The organism is Massilia cellulosiltytica (assembly GCF_047325105.1).
Classification (GTDB): Bacteria; Pseudomonadota; Gammaproteobacteria; order Burkholderiales; family Burkholderiaceae_D; genus Telluria; species Telluria orientalis.
In genome coordinates this window covers 823783-845791 of the sequence record NZ_CP168562.1, presented here as the reverse complement: position 1 = coordinate 845791, position 22009 = coordinate 823783, and the positions used below count along the sequence as shown (strand labels likewise).

At 67.1% G+C, this 22009-nt stretch carries 16 protein-coding genes; 10 read left to right on the top strand and 6 right to left on the bottom strand.

Going from position 1 to position 22009, the window contains the following annotated elements:
* Positions 1-91: 91 nt before the first annotated feature.
* The 4 genes from ACEN9H_RS03675 to ACEN9H_RS03660 all read right to left on the bottom strand — a co-directional run bounded on the left by ACEN9H_RS03675 (position 92) and on the right by ACEN9H_RS03660 (position 6185).
* Complete coding sequence (locus ACEN9H_RS03675) at positions 92-1804, bottom strand: dipeptidyl-peptidase 3 family protein (RefSeq protein WP_413673827.1); 1713 nt, start codon at positions 1802-1804, stop codon at positions 92-94.
* A 155-nt stretch (positions 1805-1959) separates the two neighbouring features.
* A complete protein-coding gene (locus tag ACEN9H_RS03670; RefSeq protein ID WP_413673826.1) occupies positions 1960-3414 on the bottom strand; it encodes an efflux transporter outer membrane subunit in 1455 nt (484 codons plus the stop codon).
* A gap of 22 nt (positions 3415-3436) precedes the next feature.
* On the bottom strand, positions 3437-5047 hold the full coding sequence (locus ACEN9H_RS03665; protein WP_413673825.1) for a DHA2 family efflux MFS transporter permease subunit: 1611 nt from the start codon (positions 5045-5047) through the stop codon (positions 3437-3439).
* A gap of 13 nt (positions 5048-5060) precedes the next feature.
* Positions 5061-6185 carry an HlyD family secretion protein gene (locus ACEN9H_RS03660; protein ID WP_056328345.1) on the bottom strand — a complete coding sequence of 375 codons (1125 nt, stop codon included), beginning with the start codon at positions 6183-6185 and terminating at the stop codon, positions 5061-5063.
* Between the two features lie 124 nt (positions 6186-6309).
* Here ACEN9H_RS03660 and ACEN9H_RS03655 point away from each other — a divergent pair, with 124 nt between their 5' ends.
* From ACEN9H_RS03655 to ACEN9H_RS03615, 9 genes are all read left to right on the top strand, one after another.
* Positions 6310-6963, top strand: a complete 654-nt coding sequence (locus tag ACEN9H_RS03655) for a TetR/AcrR family transcriptional regulator (RefSeq protein ID WP_371763988.1) — start codon at positions 6310-6312, stop codon at positions 6961-6963.
* Between the two features lie 134 nt (positions 6964-7097).
* Positions 7098-7283, top strand: a complete 186-nt coding sequence (locus ACEN9H_RS03650) for a hypothetical protein (protein WP_056130735.1) — start codon at positions 7098-7100, stop codon at positions 7281-7283.
* Between the two features lie 175 nt (positions 7284-7458).
* Positions 7459-7866, top strand: coding sequence for a DUF2141 domain-containing protein (locus ACEN9H_RS03645; RefSeq protein WP_413673824.1), 408 nt, complete (start codon positions 7459-7461; stop codon positions 7864-7866).
* Between the two features lie 9 nt (positions 7867-7875).
* Positions 7876-9369, top strand: a complete 1494-nt coding sequence (locus tag ACEN9H_RS03640; RefSeq protein ID WP_413673823.1) for a carotenoid oxygenase family protein — start codon at positions 7876-7878, stop codon at positions 9367-9369.
* Between the two features lie 12 nt (positions 9370-9381).
* Positions 9382-10491, top strand: coding sequence for a sensor histidine kinase (locus ACEN9H_RS03635; protein WP_413673822.1), 1110 nt, complete (start codon positions 9382-9384; stop codon positions 10489-10491).
* A gap of 62 nt (positions 10492-10553) precedes the next feature.
* Positions 10554-11309, top strand: coding sequence for a LytR/AlgR family response regulator transcription factor (locus ACEN9H_RS03630; protein ID WP_413675549.1), 756 nt, complete (start codon positions 10554-10556; stop codon positions 11307-11309).
* A 249-nt stretch (positions 11310-11558) separates the two neighbouring features.
* A complete protein-coding gene (locus ACEN9H_RS03625; protein WP_413673821.1) occupies positions 11559-13793 on the top strand; it encodes an NADP-dependent isocitrate dehydrogenase in 2235 nt (744 codons plus the stop codon).
* 249 nt (positions 13794-14042) lie between these two features.
* Entirely contained in the window at positions 14043-14588 is a 546-nt protein-coding gene (locus ACEN9H_RS03620; protein WP_413673820.1) for a PEP-CTERM sorting domain-containing protein, read from the top strand.
* A 25-nt stretch (positions 14589-14613) separates the two neighbouring features.
* Positions 14614-18171 carry a pectinesterase family protein gene (locus ACEN9H_RS03615; protein ID WP_413673819.1) on the top strand — a complete coding sequence of 1186 codons (3558 nt, stop codon included), beginning with the start codon at positions 14614-14616 and terminating at the stop codon, positions 18169-18171.
* Here the strand turns inward: ACEN9H_RS03615 and ACEN9H_RS03610 are convergent, their stop codons facing one another.
* Entirely contained in the window at positions 18172-19770 is a 1599-nt protein-coding gene (locus tag ACEN9H_RS03610) for a DUF4139 domain-containing protein (protein WP_413673818.1), read from the bottom strand.
* Positions 19771-19927: 157 nt separating this feature from the next.
* Here ACEN9H_RS03610 and aqpZ point away from each other — a divergent pair, with 157 nt between their 5' ends.
* A complete protein-coding gene (gene aqpZ, locus ACEN9H_RS03605; protein WP_371763980.1) occupies positions 19928-20656 on the top strand; it encodes an aquaporin Z in 729 nt (242 codons plus the stop codon).
* A gap of 10 nt (positions 20657-20666) precedes the next feature.
* Here the strand turns inward: aqpZ and ACEN9H_RS03600 are convergent, their stop codons facing one another.
* Positions 20667-21989: an amidohydrolase family protein gene (locus ACEN9H_RS03600; protein WP_413673817.1), complete on the bottom strand. Its 1323-nt coding sequence runs from the start codon at positions 21987-21989 to the stop codon at positions 20667-20669.
* Between the last annotated feature and the right edge of the window lie 20 nt (positions 21990-22009).

Below are 22009 nucleotides of genomic sequence, written 5' to 3'. Positions count from 1 at the left end.
CGTTCCCGCGAAAGCGGGAACCCATACTGAGTATCCTGTTCGGCTCAGTATGGATCACCGCTTGCGCGGGGATGACGGTATGACGGTGTAATCAGCGGTGCGCGGGCACCAGCTTCGCCGCCGTCGCGAACGCCGGCCGGATATCGTTCGGCACGGCCTTCATCTTGTCCAGCGCCTTCTGCACGTCCGGACGAATGACGACGTAGCGCTTCATCAGATCCTGCGCGCGGGCATAATCGCCGGTGGCTTCGATCGTCAGGAACTCGCGGTCGAGATCCGCCACCGCGCCCTTGATCTTCGCGAAGTCGACGGAGAACGTGCCGTCGCCGTGCGACACGAAGCCGCCCTTGTCGAGCAGGTAGTTCATCTGGATGGCCATGCCGCGCGCGTGCGAATCCGTCAGGCCGAAGTGCAGGGTGCGGAATGCCGATGCGAGGTAGGTGTTGTACAGCTTGCGCTCGGCAGCCGTGCCCTGCCCCAGCGACGCCTTCAGCTGGCCCTTGTCCATCATATAGGTGAGTGCCCACAGGCCGGTGACGTCGGCCTTCGCTTCCTCGATGGTCGAGTAGGCATCCTTCAGGTCCTGGCGCGGCGTGGACGGCTGGCCGTTCTGCGTCGTCGCGTGCGGGCCCAGGCCGTGCATGATCTCGTGCGCGAGGATGTGCGTGAAGAACGAGTCGAAATCGAGATCCTTCTGGTCGGCCGGACGCAGCACGAGCTTCGAGATCGGCGTCAGGGTCGCCTCGAACTTGGCTTCCTGGACGTTCTTCAGCATCACGCGCTTGGAGCCGCGCTGGCGGATGATGCGCTCGTCGTTCGGCAGGTTGTAGGCGGCCGTCTGCACGCCCATGTTGCCGTCGCCGGCGCCGTAGACCTGGTTCACGACGACCATCGGCGCGATCGCCCCGACCTTCGGATTGCGGTATTTGGCATCGAGCGGCAGGTTGTTTTCCAGCTCCTGCATGTGCTTGCCGAAGAAGTTCAGCTTCTCCGTCTCCTTCTGGTCGCGCACGTTCACGTACGCTTCGAACGCGGCCTTGTAGCCGAACAATTCGTCGTTGTACGTCTCGTACGGGCCGATGGTGACGTCGACCGGGGAATCCAGGTCCATCCACGCGAAGTCGGAGGCGAGGTAGTCGTTCGACAGGAAGGCGTCGGCGCGCAGATCGAGGAATTTTTTCAGCGACGCGTTATCGGTGGCGTTCGCGGCCTCCTTCAGCAGCCTGGACAGCTTCTGCAGCTCGGTGCGGTACTCGTCCGAGTATTTTACGATCGTGAATTTGCCGGCCTTGTCCTTGCGGATCACGGTGAAGAACCACTGCGCCTGTTCCTTGTCGGCGGCCGGCAGGCCGTTCATCCACGTCTCGAGTTCCTGCTTGCTCGCGCCTTCCGGATAAAAGTTCGCGCCGGCCGGCTTCTCGGCGGGGATCTTGATGCCGGCGTATTCCGCGGGCATGAAGGATTCGTTGCCGTCGATGATAGACCACGGGCCCTTGTTCAGCCAGAAGTAGTCGCGGCGGGCCTTGCCCAGCGGCGTGGCGTCCTTGTGCAGCGCGGCCCACAGCGCCTCGTTGCCGGACCAGCGCTGGCGCAGCTGCAGCGTGTCGACGATTTTCGCCGCTTCGATCAGCTTGGCGATGGCGACGCGGTCGCCGGCGGACAGCCTGGCCGTGTCGGCCGTCAGGTCGACGGGGGCGAAGCGCCTGGCCATCGTCTGCAGTTGCGGGGCGGTGGCGGGGGCGGCATGGACAGTGGCGCACAGGGTCGCTGCGGCCAGGGCCAGGGGGGCGAGGAGATGCTTCATCGGGGTCCCTTGTGAGGTTGGCAATCGGGGGATTGTAATCCTGTTCAAGGGAAATTGGGGGCTAGTGCCGGGGGCCCTAGCCCGCCTTCGCAGGGACGACGAATTTATACGTTGCGTATGAATCGTCGCCCCCGCGCAGGCGGGGGCCCAAGTTGTTAGCGAGCCGCTACCGTAGCTTCAGCCTTACCCTGCGTCCACCCGCCACCCAGCGCCCGCGCCACCGACACCGCCGCCAGCAACCGCTGCGTACGGATCTGCGCGGCCGCACGGTCCGCAGCCAGCGCGGAACGCTGGGCATCGGTAACGTCCAGGTACGTCGACACGCCGCGGTCGAAGCGCGCCTGCGCCACCTGCACGGCGCGCGCGGCGGCCTGCTGCGCCTGCACCTGCACGTCGCCCTGCTTCTGGCGCTGCTGCACGTCCGACAGCGCATCCTCCACGTCGCGCAGCGCCGTCAGCAGGCGGCCTTCGTGGTTCGCGACGGCCTCGTCGTAGCGCGCCTTGGCCAGCTTCACGTTGGCCTCGATGCGGCCGCCCTCGAACACCGGCAGCGACAGCGCGAGCGGTCCGAACGAGAACTGGCGCGCGCTGCCCTTGGCCAGGTTGCTCAGCGTCTCGGACGCATAGCCGAAATTCCCCGTCAACGACAGGCTCGGGTAGTACGCGCCTTCGGCCACGCCCACCTGCGCATTGAACGCCTTCAGGGTGGCGACGCTCGCGGCGAGGTCCGGACGCTGGCCCAGCAGGCTCGCCGGCAGGCCGACGGGGATCGCCGGCGGCTGCGGCAGCGCGGTGCCCGCGGCCGGGGCCACGATAGCCTCGCTCGGCGATGCGCCCACCAGCACGGCCAGCGCGTGTTCCAGCGTGTTGCGCTGGCGCTGGGCTTCCTGGATGTCCGCCTCGGCGTTCGCGCGCTCGATGCGGGTGCGCGAGACATCGAGCTCGTTCGACAGGCCCGCGTTGAAGCGCGCCTCGATCAGCTGCTGCGATTCGCGGCGCGTGGCCAGCGCATCGTTCAGGATGGCGATATCGGCATCGAGGCCGCGCAGCTGCCAGTACGTCGTCGCGACCTGGCCGGACAGCATCAGCATGACGCCGTCGCGGTCGTCCTGCGCGGCCAGCGCCTGGGCGTCGGCCGCTTCCACGGCGCGGCGCACGCGGCCCCACAGATCGAGCTCGTACGAGAAATTGGCGCCGACCGAAAACTCGTTACCCTTGATCGAACGGCCGCCGAACGTCACGCCCATCGGCGTTTCGGCCGACGTGCGCGAGTTCGATACGCCGGCGGAGACGCCGACGGTGGGCAACTGGCTGGCGCGCGTCACGCCCAGCTGCGCCTGTGCCTGCACGAGGCGCTGCGCGGCGGCGCGCACGTTCGGGTTGTCGCGCAGGGCGCGCTCTTCCAGCTGGCTCAGGGTCGCATCGCCGAACACGGTCCACCATGCGGCCGGCAGGCGTGCCGCCTGGTCTTGCGGCTCGGCCGCGGCGTGGCGGAAGGCCGGCGTATCGATGCCTTTCGGCGCGACGAAATCCTTGCCGACGGTGCCGCAGGCGGACAGCAGCGTGGCCACGGCCAGCGCGACGGCAGACTTGATATAAACAGTTTTCATACTTTATCCAATTATCCTTGGTTCAGTGGCCACCGCCACCGCCGCCGCTGGGCGACTTGAGCTTGTCCGAGAACCACAGCGGAACGATCGCCACGAGCAGGATCATGCCGACGATGAAGAAGCCGTCGTTGTAGGCCATCACGAACGACTCGCGCCGCACGATGCGGTCGATGGCGCCGATGGCCTGCTGGGCCGCCGTCGCCGGGTCGAAGCCCTTGGCGAGGAACGATTGCGTCAGCGCGTCGAGGCGGGCCTGCGTGGCGGCGGAGACGAGCGACACCGACTCGCCCAGGCGCTCCGAGTGGAAGTGCTCGCGGTTCGTGAGGGCCGTCGCCAGCAGGGCGATGCCGACCGAGCCGCCCAGGTTGCGGGTCATGTTGAACAGGCTCGATGCCGACGTCATGTCCTTCGGCGGAATCCCGGCCATCGCGAAGTTCGACAGCGTCAGCATCACGAACGGCTGGCCCAGCGCGCGGATGATCTGCGACAGCATCAGCTGGTCGTAGCCCGTGCTCGCATCCATGTAAGCGTTCATCAGGCACGACACGCCGAACAGCCCGAGGCCGAACGAGCACAGGATTCGGTTGTCGATCTTCTGCGACAGGCGCGCGACGAACGGCATCACGAACAGCTGCGGCAGGCCGACCCACGCGATCACTTCACCGATCTGCATCGGCGAGTAGCCAGCGATCTGTCCCAGGAACAGCGGCAGCAGGAACGACGAGCCATACAGGCCCATGCCGATGACGGCCGACAGCACCGTCGCGACGAGGAAGTTGCGCTGGCCGTACAGGCGCAGGTTGACGAACGGCTCCGGCCGCGAAAAGCCGATCACGATCCAGCCGAGGATGCCGACCAGCGCCAGCGAGGCGAACGTGATGATGAAGCCGGACTCGAACCAGTCCTTCGAATTGCCCTCTTCCAGGAAGATCGTCAGGCTCGCGAGGCCCACCGCCATGAACGCGATGCCGAGCCAGTCGGCCTTGACCAGCGCCTTCAGGTCCATGGGCTCGCGGTCGATGCCCCAGTACATGCCGGCGATCAGGAGCACGCCCGGCACCCAGTTGATATAGAAGATCGACGGCCAGCCGTACAACTCGGTCAGGTAGCCGCCGAGGGTCGGGCCCATCGCGGGCGCCAGCGTGGCGGTCAGGCCGAACATCGCCATGCCGACGGCGCGCTTGGCCGGGGGCAGGCGCGTCATCACGAGGGTCATCGCCATCGGGATCAGCGCGCCGCCCGTAAAGCCCTGCATCATGCGGAACACGATCATGCTGGACAGGCTCCAGGCCGCGCCGCACAGCGTGGAGAACCCGAGGAACAGCGCCGTCGTGAGCATCAGGTAGCGGCGCTGGCCGAGGGCGCGCACGAACAGCGCCGTCATCGGGATCACCACGATCTCGGCGCACAGGTACGCGGTCGAGATCCACGAACCCTCTTCCTGCGTGGCCGACAGGGAGCCGAGGATGTCGCGCAGCGACGAATTGGTGATCTGGATGTCGAGCACCGCCATGAAGGCGCCGAGCATGCCGGCCAGCACCGCGATCCAGGTGCGCGCGTCGATGTGCGCACCGTTCGCCGGGGCCCCCGCGGGCGCGTTGTGCGCCATCGGTTTGGTGATCGTCGTGGACATCACGGTTCCTCGGTTATTTGGCGGCGGACTTCTGGCGCAGGTCGATCTCGACCACGGTCGACATGCCCGGCACGAGGCGGCCCGCGTACTTCTTGAGGTCTTCCGGCGCGAACGTGATCTTCACGGGCACTCGCTGGACGATCTTGGTGAAGTTGCCGGTCGCGTTATCGGCCGGCAGCAACGCGAACTGGTTGCCCGACGCCGGTGCGAAGCTGTCCACGCGGCCGACCAGTTCGTGCTTCGGCAGCGCGTCCACTTCGATGCTGACCTGCTGGCCCGGCACGATGCCCGGCAGCTGCGTCTCCTTGAAGTTGGCGACGACCCACACGTCGTCCTGCACGATGGCGGCCAGCTGCTGGCCCGGCTGCACGCGCGCGCCGACTTCCACGCTGCGCTTGCCGATGCGGCCGGATACCGGCGACACGATGCGGTTGTAGCCGAGCTGCTGCTGGGCGTCCTTCAGCTGCGCTTCCAGCACTTTCACCTGCGCCTTGAGCACCTCGCGCGCCGACGTCGCGGCGGCGATCTGGGCCTGGGCGGCGCTGGCGTTGTCGCGGCGGGCCGTGACGTCGGCCGTGGCGCCCGCACGGGCGGCCGTGGCGGCATCGACTTCGGCTTTCGAGACGGCCTTCATCTGCGTGTTGTACAGCTGGCCGTAGCGCTCGGCGTCCTGCCTGGCGCGCACGAGGTTGGCCTGGGCCTGCACCACCTGCGCCTGGGCGGCCGAGGCCTGCGCCCTGGCCTGCTGGATCGCGGCGTCGGCCTGCACGATCTGTTGCTGCACGCTGGCGATCTGGGCCTGGATCTGCTCGACCTTCACGCCCTGGTCGGCCGGGTCCAGCTCGGCCAGCACGTCGCCGGCCTTGATGACCTGGTTATCCTCGAACAGCACCTTGGTCACGACGCCCGGGATGCGCGACGACACCGGGTGCACGTGGCCCGTGACGTAGGCATTTTCGGTCTCGACGAAGTTATGGCTGCGGTACCACATGCGGCCGCCGGCGGCCAGCGCGGCGGCGGCGATCAGGCCCACCACGATCAGCACGCGCTTCGGAGGCCCCTTGGCGGCAGTGGCCGGTGCGGCCGGCGGGACGGCTGCGGCCGGCTTGTGGTCGACCGTGGTTTGCGTATCAGGCATGTGTAACTCCGAAAGAAATGAAATTAGTCCATCGCATTATTCGACAAGTTTTTGCCAAAGTCAAGAAATGAAACGGTTGCATTTCATTAGAGATTCCACTAGCATGGAGCCCATGGACAAACATATGCATGACGCATCCGAATGCCCCGGCAAGGGCGCGGGCCGGCCCAAGGCCGCCGACGTCGAGGCACGCACGCAGGAGTTGCTGCATATCGCCGGCACCCTGTTTCTCAAGAACGGCTATACGAAGACGAGCCTCGAATCGATCGCCCGCGCGGCGCACGTCGCGGTGCGTACGATCTATGTGAAATTCGGCGGCAAGGAAGGCCTGCTGGCCGCGGTGCTGGCCGCCAAGCGCCACCGCTTCTTCCGCAGCCAGCCGATGGAGACGGACACCCGTCCGCTGCGCGACATCATCGACGACTTCGCGCACCAGATGTACGCACTGATCACGTCGCAGGAAGCGATCGACCTGCAGCGCATCGTGCTGGCCGAGGCGCCGACGAATCCGGAACTGGCCGAGGCATTCTGGAACAGCGGCCCGCGCATGACGCGCGAGATGCTGGCCCGCTTTTTCGCCCGCCCGGACATCCGCGCCCAACTGCGTCCCGGCCTGCCGCTCGACCTGCTGCCCTGCCACCTGATGAGCACAATCACGGGCGAAATGTTCATGAACCTCATGCGCCCGCAGCACGTCATCGACCAGGAAAAGTCGAAGCGCGACCTCGAAGGCCGGCTCGAATTGTTCTATTACAGCATCCTGCCGCCAAGAACTTAATTCCTTTGGCAAACACAATGTGCGTCATCGCACCGACCTGATCGGTGGGAACGCCTTAGCCTGAGGTCTTTGAAGGAGGATGTCATGAACAACAATACCAATACCAGGACGGCAGTTCGCCGCAAGGAGGGTGCATGAGCAAGTCGTCCCGTTATGAATGGCGCGACCAGCAGGCCGCGCTGCACGAACGCATGAAGGGCTTCCTCGCCAACCCGAGCAATGAACAGCTCGAGGCCGTCGTCGCCGAAATGCGCGCGTATGCGGATGCCGCACAGAGCGGCAGTATCGAGATTCCGCAGGCCTGGACTGCTTACAGTTGAGTTGAACGCATGGTGGGCTCGCATTTCAGGCCCCTGGCTTGAAATGCCCCACCCTCCATTTCGCGACACGCCACCGCATTTCACACCGCTCTACTGCATCTCGTCGCATCGCGCCCATCGCGCTAACGCCCCCGGATACATTGCCTCCATCACAACGACACAGATGGAGCTTCCGATGATCCGCACCGCCCTCCTCGCCCTGGCTTTCACCACCCCGCTCGCAACCGCCGCCGATCTCGTCGTCCGCGTCGACAACGTCCAATCGACGTCGGGCCAGATCATGGTCGCCCTCTACAACAACGCCGACGCCTTCCTCAAGCACCCGGTCCGCGCGGAGAAGGCGAAGGCCGACAAGGCCGGCACGACGCTCGTGTTCCACGACGTCGCACCGGGCGACTATGGTTTCGCGGTGTTCCAGGATATCAATGACAACGGCCGCATGGACCGCAACCTGATGGGCATCCCGACCGAGCCGATCGCGTTCAGCAACAACGCCCAGGGCCGCATGGGCCCGCCGGACTTCGCCGCCGTCAAGCTGGCCGTGCCGGCCGCCGGCCTGGACACCGCCGTGACCCTGCGCTGAGAGGCCGCCATGCAACGCCGCCACTTCCTCAAAGCCGGCCTCGGTGTCGCCGCCCTCGGCATCACCGGTTTCGCCCGCGCCGACGCCCGCACGACGTACCAGCGCTTCCACGCCGCCCTCGCCCGCGACCAGGAGTTGACGGTGTACGCGAACCTCGAAGGCAGCCAGCAGGGCCACGCCCACGTCGAAGGCCGGATCCCGGACGAGTTGCAAGGCACGTTCTTCCGCAACGGCCCCGGCCGCTTCGAACTGGGCGGCGAGCGTTACCACCACTGGTTCGACGGCGACGGCTACGCCCAGGCCTGGCGCATCGCCGGCGGCACGGTGACGCACCAGGGCCGCTTCGTCGAGACCCGTAAATTCCTCGACGAATCCGCCGCCGGCCAGTTCCTGTATCCCGCCTTCGGCACGGACATCGCGCGGCGGGGCTTCCGCGACAACGACAGCCTGAACACGGCCAATACGAACCTGCTGCCGTTCAACGATCGCTTGTACGCGCTGTGGGAAGGCGGCTCCGCGACGGAGCTCGATCCCGCGACCCTCGCCACCATCGGCATCCACACGTGGCGCGACGACCTCGCCGCGATGCCGTTCTCCGCGCATCCGAAGATCGAGCCGGACGGCACCCTGTGGAACTTCGGCGCCCTGCCCGGCGGCGACAGGCTCGCCCTGTACCGCATCGGTGCCGACGGCAAGGTGCTGCAGGCGGGCGCGGTCGAGGTGCCGAAGCTCGCGCTGCAGCACGATTTCGCCGTCAGCGCGCGCCACCTCGTGTTCGTCGTGCCGCCGTACGACATCTCGGACGACGCCACCCTGAGCCTGGCCGAGCGCCACGTGTGGGCGGGAGAACAACGCGGCGCCCGCATCATCGTGGTCGCCAAGGACACGCTCGCGATCCGCCGCGTCTACGACCTGCCGCCGCGCATGGCGTTCCACTTCGGGAATGCGTGGGACGAGGCCGGCGGCAACGTCACGCAGGTCGACCTCGTCCTGCACGACGGCGATTTTCTGAAAGCGACAAGCCGCGTGATGGAAGGCGAACGCGAACCGAACCGGCCCGCCCTGCACGCCGCCATGCGCATCCGCCTCGATCACGCCAGCGGCAAGGTGGCGGCGACCCGCCTGCTCGACGGCGCCGAATTCCCGCGCGTGATGCCGCAGGCCGTCGCGCGGCGCCACGGCCGTCTCGCCATGCTGTCCAGCGATGCGCAGAATACGTCGCTGACGCTGGACACGGTGAACGTCGTCGACGTGGAGCGTGGCCGCACGGACAGCTGGCGCTTCGCTGCCGGCTGGCGCGCCGAGGAGCACGTGCTCGTGCCGCGCCAGGGCGCCCGGTCCGAAACGGATGGCTGGCTCGTGGGCGTCGCGCAGGACACGAACACGGCCACGAGCATGTTGACGGTGTTCGACGCGGCGCGCGTGGCCGAGGGGCCGGTGGCGCTGGCCCGGCTGCCCTATCGCACACCACATTGCTTCCATGGTAACTTTCTGGCTGTTTGAGACAGGAACACCATGACCACACCCGCCACGCCCTCGATGCACCCGCTGGAATCGTTCGCGCCCTTCCGGCGCTGGCGCCCTTCGCCGCTGCGCAACCTCGTCTACACGTTCGTGTGGAACGGCATCATCGGCGTCGCGCTGACGTGCGTGGCGCTCCTGTTCGGCAGCCGCGCGCCGGTCGCCACGCTGCTGACGGACATGCTGTTCGCGTCGAACGTGATCGGCTTCCTCATCCACGGCGTGGTGCACCTGCTGCGCCGCATCGCGCCCGGACGCGACAGCGCGGCGATGCGGGCCGCCAGGGTGCTGCTGACGGCGTGTTGCGCCCTGCTCGGCCTGGCCGTCACGGACGCCGTGCTCGGTGGACGCAGCACCTTCGACGCGCTGCTGCACACGGGCCTGATGGCGCGCTACCTGCCGGGCGCCGTCGTGGTCGCGCTGCTGATGGCCGGCGTGCTCACGGCCGGCGAGCGCCGCATCGCGCGCGAGATCGAGGCGGCGCGCCAGCAGGAGCAGATCGCCGAGGCCGCGCGCCTGCTCGCGGAAGCGCAGCTGCGCACCCTGCAGGCGCAGATCGAACCGCACTTCCTGTACAACACGCTGGCCAACGTCGTGAGCCTGATCGGTTCCGACCCGGTGCGGGCCCGCCACATGCTCGAGCGCCTGATCGATTTCCTGCGCGCGAGCCTGTCGGCCAGCCGCGCGGACCACGCCACGCTCGGCGCCGAGATCGACCTTGCGCGCGCCTATCTCGACCTGCTGACGGTCCGCATGGGCGCCCGGCTGCGCTACCGCATCGACGTGGACGACGCCTGCCGCGCCGCCGCCATCGCGCCCATGCTGATCCAGCCGCTGGTCGAAAACGCCGTCATGCACGGCATCGAGCCGAAAGTGGATGGCGGCACGATCGTCGTGCGGGCGCGCCGGACGGAGGCGGGTTTGTGCGTGGAAGTGGCCGACGACGGGGCGGGCTTGACGACCACTGCGCCGCGCCCGGGCGGCGGCGTCGGCCTGTCGAACCTGCGCGAGCGCCTGCGCACCTTGCATGGAAATCTTGCTAAGATACAATTGCTCGAAAATCAAGACGGAGGCGTCACCTCGCGTCTGATCCTGCCCGCATAACGTTTTACCGAGGTGCCATCATCGCCCCCATCCGCGCCCTGCTTGCCGACGACGAACCGCACCTGCTGGCCTACCTCGAAGAACAACTGGCCGCCGCCTGGCCGGAACTGCGCATCGTCGGCCGCGCCGGCAACGGCATCGAAGCGCTGCGCCTCGTCGACGAGCTGGCGCCCGACATCCTGTTCCTCGACATCCAGATGCCCGGCCTGAACGGCCTCGATCTCGCTGCCCGCCTCGTCGATGAGAAGAATGCGCCGCGCGTCGTGTTCACGACCGCGCACGAGGCGTACGCGCTGCAGGCGTTCGAGCACGCCGCGTTCGACTACCTGCTGAAACCCATCCGCCTGGAGCGGCTGCAGCGGACGGTCGTACGGTTGAAGGAAACGCTGTCCGCCCCTGCGCCCGCGGCGCCGTCCGCCGACATGCTGGCCGGCCTGCTGCGCCAGCTCGGCATGGCGCCTTCCACGCCCGCCGCCGCGCCGGCGCCGGCCGCGCCGCTGCAGTGGATCCGCGCCGCGCAAGGCCAGGAGACGCGCCTGATCGCCATCGACGAAGTCATCTACTTCCAGAGCAACGACAAGTACACGAGCGTGTTCGTGGCCGACGGCGAGCACCTGATCCGCACGCCGATGCGCCAGCTGCGCGACCAGCTCGACCCGCAGCAGTTCTGGCAGATCCACCGCGGCGTGATCGTCGCCGCGCGCCACGTGGCCGGCACGCGCACGGACTTCCGCGGCCGGCTACTGGTCAAACTGAAGGGCCGCGACGAACAACTGGTCGTCAGCCGCAACTACGCCGACCTGTTCCGCCAGATGTAAATCCCACATTGCGAAAAGGCCTTTCACGATCTGCTTCGCCTTTGCGAAAAGGTCGTGCATAATAGCGGCTGTCCTATGTCTTATATAAGACTTAGTCGTAAGGCAACATACGACGTTTGTGGCCGCCGGATCGATGTTTGACGGAGTATGATCCTCGATCTGTTCACCACCATTGGCGCGTGGCCCGGACAGCCGATGTTTTTTTAGTATTAGAACTCCAAACCCTCCCGCACATCGAGGAACCAGCGTATGAGCAGTGATCAGACCATCATCTATACCCTAACCGACGAGGCGCCCCTGCTGGCCACCCACGCCTTCCTGCCCGTCGTCGAGACGTTTGCCAAACCCGCCGGCATTCGCATCGAAGAGAGCGACATCTCCGTCGCGGCGCGTATCCTGGCCGTCTTCGCCGACCGCCTGTCGCCGGACCAGCGCGTGCCGGACACGCTGTCGGAACTCGGCAAGAAGACGCTGCAGCCGGACGCCAACATCATCAAGCTGCCGAACATCTCGGCATCGGTGGGCCAGCTGCAGGCAGCCATCAAGGAACTGCAGGGCAAGGGCTACAACCTCCCGGACTACCCGGCCGATCCGAAGACGGACGAAGAAAAAGAGATCAAGGCCCGCTACGGCAAGTGCATCGGCTCGTCCGTGAACCCGGTCCTGCGCGAAGGTAACTCGGACCGCCGCGCGCCGAAGGCCGTCAAGGAATACGCCCGCAAGAACCCCCACTCGATGGGCGAATGGTCGCAGGCCTCGCGCACGCACGTGTCGCACATGACCCACGGTGACTTCTACCACGGCGAAAAGTCGATGACGCTCGACCGCGCGCGCGACGTCAAGATGGAACTGATCACCAAGGGCGGCGAGACCATCGTGCTGAAGCCGAAGGTCTCCCTGCTGGACGGCGAGATCATCGACTCGATGTTCATGAGCCGCAAGGCGCTGCTCGAGTTCTACGAACAGCAGATCGAAGACGCGCACAAGACCGGCGTGATGTTCTCGCTGCACGTGAAGGCGACCATGATGAAGGTGTCGCACCCGATCGTGTTCGGCCACGCGGTCCGCACCTTCTACAAGGAAGCCTTCGAGAAGCACGGCGAACTGCTGAACAGCCTGGGCGTGAACGTCAACAACGGCATGGCCGACCTGTACAACAAGATCGCCAAGCTGCCGGATTCGCAGCGCGAAGAAATCATCCGCGACATCCACGCCTGCCAGGAACATCGCCCGGCGCTGGCGATGGTCGACTCGGCCAAGGGCATCACCAACTTCCACTCGCCGAACGACGTGATCGTCGATGCGTCGATGCCGGCAATGATCCGCGCCGGCGGCAAGATGTACGGCGCCGACGGCCGCCTGAAGGAAGTCAAGGCCGTGATCCCGGAATCGACGTTCGCCCGCATCTACCAGGAGATCATCAACTTCTGCAAATGGCATGGCGCCTTCGACCCGCGCACGATGGGCACCGTCCCGAACGTCGGCCTGATGGCCCAGCAGGCCGAGGAATACGGCTCGCACGACAAGACCTTCGAAGTGCAGGAAGACGGCGTCGCCAACATCACCGACCTGGCAACGGGCGAAGTGCTGCTGTCGCAGAACGTCGAGAAGGGCGACATCTGGCGCATGTGCCAGGTGAAGGACGCACCGATCCGCGACTGGGTCAAGCTGGCCGTCACCCGCGCCCGCAACTCCGGCATGCCGGCCGTGTTCTGGCTGGACCCGTACCGTCCGCACGAGAATGAACTGATCAAGAAGGTCAAGACGTACCTGAAGGATCACGACACGGAAGGCCTGGACATCCAGATCATGTCGCAGGTGCGCGCGATGCGCTTCACGCTGGAGCGCGCATGGCGCGGCCTGGACACCATCTCGGTGACCGGCAACATCCTGCGCGACTACCTGACCGACCTGTTCCCGATCCTGGAACTGGGCACCAGCGCCAAGATGCTGTCGATCGTCCCGCTGATGGCCGGCGGCGGCATGTACGAAACGGGCGCCGGCGGTTCGGCACCGAAGCATGTGCAGCAGCTGACCGAAGAAAACCACCTGCGCTGGGACTCGCTGGGCGAATTCCTCGCGCTGGCCGTGAGCTTCGAAGACCTGGGCCTCAAGACCGGCAACGCGAAAGCCAAGCTGCTGGCCAAGACCCTGGACGCCGCCACCGGCAAGCTGCTGGACAACCGCAAGTCGCCGTCGCCGAAGACCGGTGAACTCGACAACCGCGGCAGCCAGTTCTACCTGTCGATGTTCTGGGCCCAGGAACTGGCACAGCAGACGGAAGACGCCGAACTGGCCGCCTACTTCGCGCCGCTGGCCAAGCAACTGGCCGAGAACGAGCAGAAGATCGTCGCGGAACTGCTGGAAATCCAGGGCAAGCCGGTCGACATCGGCGGCTACTACAAGCCGGACAATGCCAAGGTCAAGGCCGTGATGCGTCCGAGCGCGACCTTCAACAAGGCACTGGAAAGCGTCGGCGCCTGATAGCGTTCCACTCCCGGTAGGCCTTTCGAAAACCCCGGTCCCGCGTCATGCGGGCCGGGGTTTTGTTTTTTCCGGCTTTCTAATTGGTCAAGCCAATTCTCATTCTGGTCTAAAAATATTTAAACTGGCCCGACCAATTTAGATATCCCCGTGCTAACATTTCCCGACCTGGCGGCCCGGCATCCGGCCAGGCGCCCTCCATGGCTTATTTGCAATCAATCGGGAATAACAATGAAAACGACTACAATCTTGGAGACCCTGGTCCTGGCAGCCCTTGCCAGCGGCCAGGCACAGGCAGCACCGCTTTCCCTGCAAGACGCCCGCATTACCGCCACCTACAACGGCAGCGCGGCCGACGTCCTCGGACTCGACCACCTGTTCGCCCAGGAACCCGGCAGCAACACCAGCACGCTCGACCCGACCGACAGCGGCGTCGAATTCCTCACGGCCGACTTCCTGTTCGGCTTCGATTTCGCCAAGGACGGCATGCTCACGATCTACGAGAACATGCCCGTCCCCACCGGCGACTACAAGCTGACCTTCGACTTCGGCGCGACGCTCCCCGCCGCCATCACGCGCTTCACGCTGCTGGACGGCAGCGCGGTCGACGGCGTGCCCGGTTTGAGTGTCGTCGACGGCCACACCATCGCCGTCGACCTGGGCGGGCTCGCGTGGCATGGCGACTACGGTTCGATCACGGCGCAGATCGGCGCCGCGGACGTCCCCGAACCCGCGGTCCCTGCCCTGCTGCTGGCCGGCGCCGCCGGTCTCGCAATCAGCCGCCGCCGCGCCTGAGCCGCCGTCTGCCAAGGAGACATCCATGAGATACGCACGTATCGGGGCGGCAATCGCGCTCGCCGCGCTCTGCCTTGCCGTCAATGGCGTCAATGGCGCCACCGCCGCCACGGATCCGGCCCGCGCCACCGCGCCGCTCGACGGCTGGGCGAGCCAGGGTGGCGGCACCGTCGCCGGCGCCAATGCCGCCACCGACCAGATCTACACCGTGACGAACCGCGCGCAGCTGCTCGCGGCCATCGCCAACGGCGGCACGACACCCAAGATCATCAAGCTGTCCGGCCTCGTCGACATGACGGAAGGCCGGCCGTACACGAGCACCGCCGACCAGTCGGCGCGCGGCGCGATCCGCCTCAAGAACAACACGACGCTGATCGGCGACGGCGCCAATTCCGGCCTGGTCAACGGCCACATCATCCTGTCGAACGTCAGCCAGATCATCATCCGCAACCTCAAGATCCAGAACCCGTGCGACGTCGCCCCCGTGTGGGACCCGACCGACGGCTCGACCGGCAACTGGAACGCGGCCTATGACGCCATCGGCATCTCGGGCTCGGACCACGTGTGGATCGACCACAACTCGTTCACCGACGCGCCGGTCACGGACAACTTCCTGCCCATCGAGAACGGCCACGTGAAGCAGTGCCACGACGGCGCCGTCGACATCACCAACGCGTCCGACTACGTGACGGTGTCGTACAACGTGTTCGGTGAACACGACAAGAACAACCTGATCGGCTCGAGCGCTTCGGCCACGGCGGACGAGGGCAAGCTGCGCGTCACCTTCAGCAACAACGTGTTCCGCGCGATCCAGTCGCGCGCGCCGCGCGTGCGCTTCGGCCAGGTCCACCTCTTCAACAACTACTACACGGGCAGCAAGACGGCCGACGTGTACAAGAACAGCTACAGCGTGGGCCCCGGCGCGAATGCGAAGATCCTGTCGAACGCGAACGTGTTCGAGATCGCGGGCGCGAGCGGCTGCGACAGCGTGGTCAGGAATCCGGGCGACGCCACGGCCGGCACCTTCAAGGACACCGGCTCGCTGCTGAACGGCGCGGCGCTGGGTGCATGCGCCGTGTCCAGCGCGACGACGTGGACGCCGCCTTACGCCTACACGCCGCGCCCGGCCGCCCTCGTGAAAGCGAACGCACTGGCACAGGCGGGCGGCGGCAAGCTGGCGACGGCGATCACCGGCACAGGTAAAACCACCATCGACACCGGACCCACGCTGAACTGCCCCGCCAGCGGCCTGTACTTCTGCGACGATTTCCAGTCCGGCAGCGCGGCAAAATGGAACCTGCTCCCCGTGGCCGGTCCGAACGGCACCTTCGGCGTGACGGACGAAGCGGCCGGCAGCCCCAGCAAGGTACTGCAGTACACGGCCGCGACGACGGGCGGCGTGCTTGCGCTCGTGAAGCCGGACGCCTTTACCGGCGTGCCTTCAGGCGACTATTACGTCGAAGCGCGCATCCGCCCGATGGCCAACGGCACGACGGGCAACAAGCAGCTGTACCTCGTCGCGCGCTACGTGGATGCGGCCAACTGGTATGGCGCGGGCCTGAACGTCCAGAACAGCACGACGAGCACCCAGGTCGAGATCGCGCGCATGCTGAACGGGACGCTCAGCCGCCCGAAACAGGTCAAGATGCCGATCGCGATGGATGCCCAGTTCTACACGGTCCGCTTCGAAATGATCGGCACCACGCTCACCGTCTACCTGGACGGGAAGAACCTCGGCAGCGTGACCGATGCGTCGTTCGCGCAGCGCGGCCTGATCGGCCTGTACACGGCCAATAAATCGTTCCAGGTCGACGACGTGCGCGTGGGCGACCCGCGCCAGAAACCCGTGCAGCTGACGCTCGATCCGGCCGCGACGGCCTACACGGCCGAAGCGGGCGATGCGCCGCTCACGATCGCCGTCACCGCCGTCACGGCGGACGGCACCGCCGACAGTTTCACCGTCGCGTCCAGCAATCCGGCCGTCGTCGGCGCGAGCGCGAACGGCAACACCGTCACCCTGACGCCGCTGTCCGCCGGCACCGCCAGCATCATGTTCACGAGCGGCTCCGACCCAAGCCTCACGCGCACGATCGCGGCGACCATCGGCGCGCAATTCGTCCAGCCCACGCAGACGTACGCGCTTGCGGGCGCCAGCAGCCCGGCCGCGCAGGCGGGCGCGGTGAACGTCGACACGGTGTTGAAACTGACGTTCGACAGTCCGCCAACGCTGGGCGCAAACGGCAGCATCCGCATCTTCCGCAAGGCCGACGATGCCCTGGTCGACGTGATCCGCACCAGCGGCGAGACGGATGCCCTCGGCTACCCGGGCCAGGCGCTCGTGCGGCGCGTGAACACGGCGCCGATCCGCATCGACGGCAACACGGTGCGCATCGCGCCGCACTCGGGCAAGCTCGCCTACGGCACCGAATACTATGTCGCGATCGCCGACGGGGTGTTCACCGACACGACGCTGGGCGGCCTGCCGTTCGTCGGCATCGGCAAGCTTGGCGGCTGGTCGTTCACGACCAAGGCCGCGGCGCCGCTTGCTGCCACGGTCACCGTCGACGACGACGGCACCGCCGATTTCCGCACCGTGCAGGGCGCGCTGAACTACGCGATGCAGAACTTCGCGAAGACGGCGCCCGTGACGATCGCCGTGAAGAACGGCACCTACGACGAGCTGCTGTACCTGAACGGCAAGGACAACGTCACGATCAAGGGCGAGAGCCGCGACGGCACCGTGATCCGCTACACGAACAACGAGACGCTGAACCCGGGCACCGGGTCGAGCCAGTCGCCGACGGTGGCCGGTTCGCCCGCGGGCGGACGGGCCGTGATGCTGGTCGAGAACGCGGACATGCTGGTGCTCGACACGCTCACGATCGACAACGCGACGATCCGTTCGGCCTCGATCTCGGGCCAGGCGGAGACGCTGTACTTCAACAGCGACACGCGCCTCGTCGCGAAGCACGCGAACTTCACGAGCGAGCAGGACACGCTGAACCTGAAGGGCTGGGCGTGGTTCTACGACACGCTCGTCGCGGGCAACGTCGACTTCATCTGGGGCAGCAGCCACGCGGCCCTGTTCGAGAACAGCGAGATCCGCAGCGTGGGCGACAGCGCCAACGCATCGAGCGGCGGCTACGTGCTGCAGGCGCGCGTGCCCGTGGCGACGGACATCGGCTACGTCTTCCTGAACAGCGCGCTGACGCACGGCCCCGGTCCCGGCCCGAACCACGGCGACGTGCCGGCCGGCGCGACGTATCTGGCGCGCAGTCCGGGCACGACGAGCACGTGGGACAACGTCGCCTTCGTGAACTGCCGGATGGATGCCCACGTGGCGCCGGCCGGCTGGGCGGGCCAGGGTGTCAATAACCAGCCGGCGCCAAATCCCGCCGTGGCGAGCGCGGACGCGGGCTGGCGCGAGTACGGCAGCACGACGCTGGCCGGCACGCCGCTCGACCTGCGCACGCGCGTGGGCGGCTACGTGCTGTCGGATGCGGACGTGGCGAACCGTTTCGCGACGCGTACCAGGGTCTTTGCGGCCTACGGCGGCGGCGCGGGGTGGAACCCGCAGCCGTGATCAGGGCAAGCCCTGCACGTAGCCCTCTTTCGGATAATCGATGACGTAGTCGACGTCGAAACGGGCCGTCTCGTTGGGCTTCAGGGTCCGCGTCCAGCCGACCAGTCCGCGCCGCTGCTCCCAGTCGCGGACGTCCGGCTCCGGACGCAGGGCCGTCTTGACGGTCACCTTGTCCGATTCGCTGACGGGCGTGGGTTCGAGCACGAGCACGTCGATCGGCTGGCGATGGGCGCTCGTCACGACATACGTCTGCGCGATGCGGCGCTGGTTGGCGCCGTTGAAGAAGCCCGCCTGGCCCGACTTGCGGTCGCGCTCCTCGACCTTCACGCGCACGAGCGGGTCGCGCCCGAACGCCAGGCGGAAGCGCTCGCCCGCCTGCGGATCCCAGCGCAGCGCGCCGACATAGGTGCCGTCGCGCTGCAGCTGCACCTGGCCGGGCAACCAGACACCGTCGGGCCGCGCAGCCTGCGCCGTCAGGACCGCCGCATCATTGCCGCTCCTCGGCGCGACCAGGACGCGCTGCTCCGCCTTCAAGGTCTGGCGCGACAGGCTGACGGCGATCTCGCGGCCGTCCGACGCCAGCGTGACGCGGGCCGGCACCTCGAATTCGGTCGTGAAATTCCCCTGCGATTCCAGGATAGGGGCGATGTAATCGTCCGCCTTGGCGGCGGGCGGTGGCGGTGGAGCCGCGGGCGCCGGAGCTCGCAGGGCGCGGAACATGGCAGTGGTGGGGGCGACGATATTCTCGGTGGGCGGCTGGTAGTCCAGCAGCCACGGCATCGGATCGGGCGCGGCCACGACGAGGCTCGGCTGGCCGGTCGACAGGCGCAGCTTCACATTGGTCCAGTCCTCGCCCGTCTTTTGCGAAATGGTCGCCATCCGTTCCAGGTCGAGGGTGGACGCGCTGGAATCCAGCGCGGCGCGGTACGCCGGCTTCCAGCCCGCGCGCTCGACCTGGTAAGTCAGCACCAGCCTGCCGCCCTGGCGGGCCGCCACCTGCACCGTGATCGTCCGGCCGGCACGCGCGCCGGCGCGCGCCTGCGCGAGCTCGCGCTGCGCGGCGTCGAGCTGCTTCGTCAACGCGCGCTTCTTCGTCTCGTCGTTGCGCACGCGCTCGAGCGCATCGAACGCGCCCTTGCGGATCGCGTCCAGCGTGCCGGCCAGGTTCTTCGCATCGACCGGCGCGGGCTTGTCGCCGCCCGTGCCCAACTTCTCGAGATAGCCTTGCACGATCTGGGCCGACTTGATGTCCGCGTCGATCGCGGCGACCTGGTCCTGCAGCGCCTGCACCTTTGCCTCGAGATCCGCCTCGCGCGCGCTCGGGCTGTCGGCCCGCGCCTGGTCGCGCGTGACGACCTGTCCGACCTGGATGCCGGCATCGGCCTGAAGCCGGACGGTGTCCTTGTCGAAGTTGGCGGGCAGGCCCGTGATCTCGACCTGCGTCGCGCCGGCCGCCACCTGCGCGACGCGCTCCACCGTGGCGCTGCCGGGGTACAAGGTGACGCTCTGGATCGGGGCTTCGCTTGCCGCGGCGGTTGTCACCGCGGCGGTCGCCACCGCGAATGCCAGTCCGATTGGCCATGCCTGCTTGAATTCCATGATTCTCCTTCGGGATTGAACCCGTCGAGCTTAGCAAATGGCGCTGTCGGAAAAGCCGCGAAATGTAACGATGTCAATCATCATCTTATGACAACGTTGTTGTTGTACAATTTCTTTTGCGACAAGTCGCACACCTCACTCTCCGGGAGATCACACCATGTTTCGTAAATGCTTTGCCGAGTTCCTCGGTACGTTCTGGCTCGTGCTGGGCGGCTGCGGCAGCGCCGTGCTGGCCGCCAAATTCGCCGACGTCGGCATCGGCCTGGCGGGCGTCTCGCTCGCCTTCGGCCTGACCGTGCTGACGGGCGCCTATGCGTTCGGCCCCGTCTCGGGCGGCCATTTCAATCCGGCCGTCACGGTCGGCCTGTGGGCAGGCGGCCGCTTCCCCGCGCGCAATATCGTGCCGTACGTCGTCGTGCAGGTATGCGGGGCGATCGCCGCGGCAGGCGTCCTGTATGCGATCGCGAGCGGCAAGCCGGGCTTCGATCTCGCGGGCGGCTTCGCCTCGAACGGCTACGGCGAGCACTCGCCGGGCGGCTACTCGCTCGGCGCGGCCCTCGTCACCGAACTCGTGATGACGTTCATGTTCGTGCTGATCATCCTCGGCGCGACGCATACCCGTGCGCCCGTGGGCTTCGCCGGTCTCGCGATCGGGCTGGCGCTGACGCTCATCCACCTCGTCAGCATCCCCGTCACCAACACGTCCGTCAACCCGGCCCGCAGCACGGGGCAGGCGCTGTTCGTCGGCGGCTGGGCGCTCGCGCAACTGTGGCTGTTCTGGCTCGCGCCGCTCGTGGGCGGCGTGTTGGCCGGCGCGGTGTACCGTGCCGTGCTGGAACGCGACGAGGGCGAGCCGGCGGTGACGGGCCGTCCGACCCGTCAATAAACATCTGCGTTCAGCGGACGGCGCCCCGTCGCACGACGACGCCGTCCTTCATCACGAACAACGGCCGCTCGGTCACCGTGATGTCGGCGATGGGATTGCCGGGAACGGCCACCACGTCCGCCAGCTTGCCCGCTTCCAGCGTGCCGACACGGTCGATGGTGCCCAGCAGCCGGGCCGCGTTGGACGTACCGGCCAGCAGCGACTGCACGGGCGTCAGGCCATTCTCGACCATGTAGCGGAATTCGCGCGCATTCGTGCCGTGCGCGCCGACGCCGGCGTCCGTGCCGAGCGCGATCGGCACGCCGATCTGCACGGCGTGGCGGAACGTCTGGCGCAGGTGCGCCGCGGCGGCGCGGCCCTTGTCCGCGATCACGGGCGGGAACGTCGCGATCTTTTCCTCGACGTGCGCGATGGCGGAGATCGTCGGCACGAGGTACACGCCCTTCGCCTTCATCGCGCGCAGCGTGTCGTCCTCGATGAAGCTGCCGTGCTCGATCGAGTCGACGCCGGCCGCCACCGCCATCTTCGCCGCCTTGTCGCCATGCGCATGCGCCGCGACCTTGCGGCCCCACGCGTGCGACTCGCCGATCACGGCGTTCATCTCGTCCTGCGACAGCTCGGGCGCATCGACGGGATCCGACAGCGACAGCACGCCGCCCGACGGCATGAACTTGATGACGTTGGCGCCATACTTGATCTGGTAGCGCACCGCGGCGCGGCACTCTTCCGGCCCGTTGCACACGCCCTGCAGCGGCCCGGCCAGCGGCAGTTTATGCGGCGGGATCGGGTCCTGGTCCGCATGGCCGCCGGTGGAGCCGACCGCATAGTTCGACACGAGCATGCGCGGCCCCGGCACCTTGCCCGCATCGATGGCGTTGCGCAGGCCAAGCGCGACCCAGTCCGTCGACCCGACGTCGCGCACGGATGTGAAGCCCGCTTCCAGCGTGATGCGCGCGTAATAGGCGCCGTACAGCGCCTGCTCCGCCGGGAAGCGCATCATGTTGTCGAAGAAGTCGCCGTACCAGTTGTCGCTGCCCTGGCCGGACAGGTGCACGTGCGCGTCGATAAAGCCCGGCAGCAGGGTCGCGTCGCCCAGGTCGATGATCTCGGCGCCGGCCGGCACGTCCGCCTTGTCGGCTTGTGCGATGCGGACGATCTTGTTGCCGACGATGGTCAGCTGGGGACGCTCGACGAGCTTGCCGCTGGCGCCGTCGAACATGCGCGCGGCGCGCAGGACGACGGTGTGTGGGGTCGCCGGTGCGGCGTCGGCCGCGCAGGCATTGGCGGCCAGGAGGGCGAGGACAGCGGTGAGGATGCGGGTTCGTGTTGTCATTGTGGGCAGCTCATCGGTAG